Consider the following 524-nt stretch of genomic DNA (forward strand, 5'->3'; position numbering starts at 1 on the left):
CCGGCATCCACCTTCATGGTGAGGGCTTCAGGGGACTCCATGACTGATGTGGGTATTCAATCAGGGGATTTATTGATTGTGGATAGGAGCTTAAACCCAGCCCATGGCAAGATTGTGATTGCGGCCATCAATGGCGAACTCACCGTTAAACGCCTCTCCTGCTTAAAGGGGCGCATTAAACTCATGCCTGAAAATAATCAATACCAAGCGATAGATATTACCGAGGAACAAGACTTAGTGATTTGGGGTGTGGTTATCCATGTCATTCATACCTTTGGGTGACTCATGTACGCATTGATTGATTGTAATAATTTTTACGCGAGCTGTGAGCGTTTGTTTCGTCCTGATTTGCGCAATAAACCCATTGTAGTCTTGTCCAACAACGACGGCTGTGTGATTGCACGCTCGAGTGAAGCGAAGGCTTTGGGTATAAAAATGGGCTGCCCTTTTTTTGAGGTGAAAGCGCTTTGCCGGCAACACAAAGTAAACGTCTTTTCTTCGAATTATACCCTTTATGGCGATAT

The 524-nt window shown here is 45.2% G+C and carries 2 protein-coding genes; both read left to right on the top strand.

Annotated elements, in window-relative coordinates:
- Positions 1-282: LexA family protein (locus Lnau_RS09170; protein WP_157070648.1), on the top strand; the 282-nt coding region annotated here is incomplete at its 5' end.
- Between the two features lie 3 nt (positions 283-285).
- A partial coding sequence (locus Lnau_RS16145; protein WP_476630069.1) for a Y-family DNA polymerase occupies positions 286-524 on the top strand: 239 nt, incomplete at its 3' end.

The sequence above is a fragment of the Legionella nautarum genome, assembly GCF_001467895.1.
GTDB lineage: Bacteria > Pseudomonadota > Gammaproteobacteria > Legionellales > Legionellaceae > Tatlockia > Tatlockia nautarum.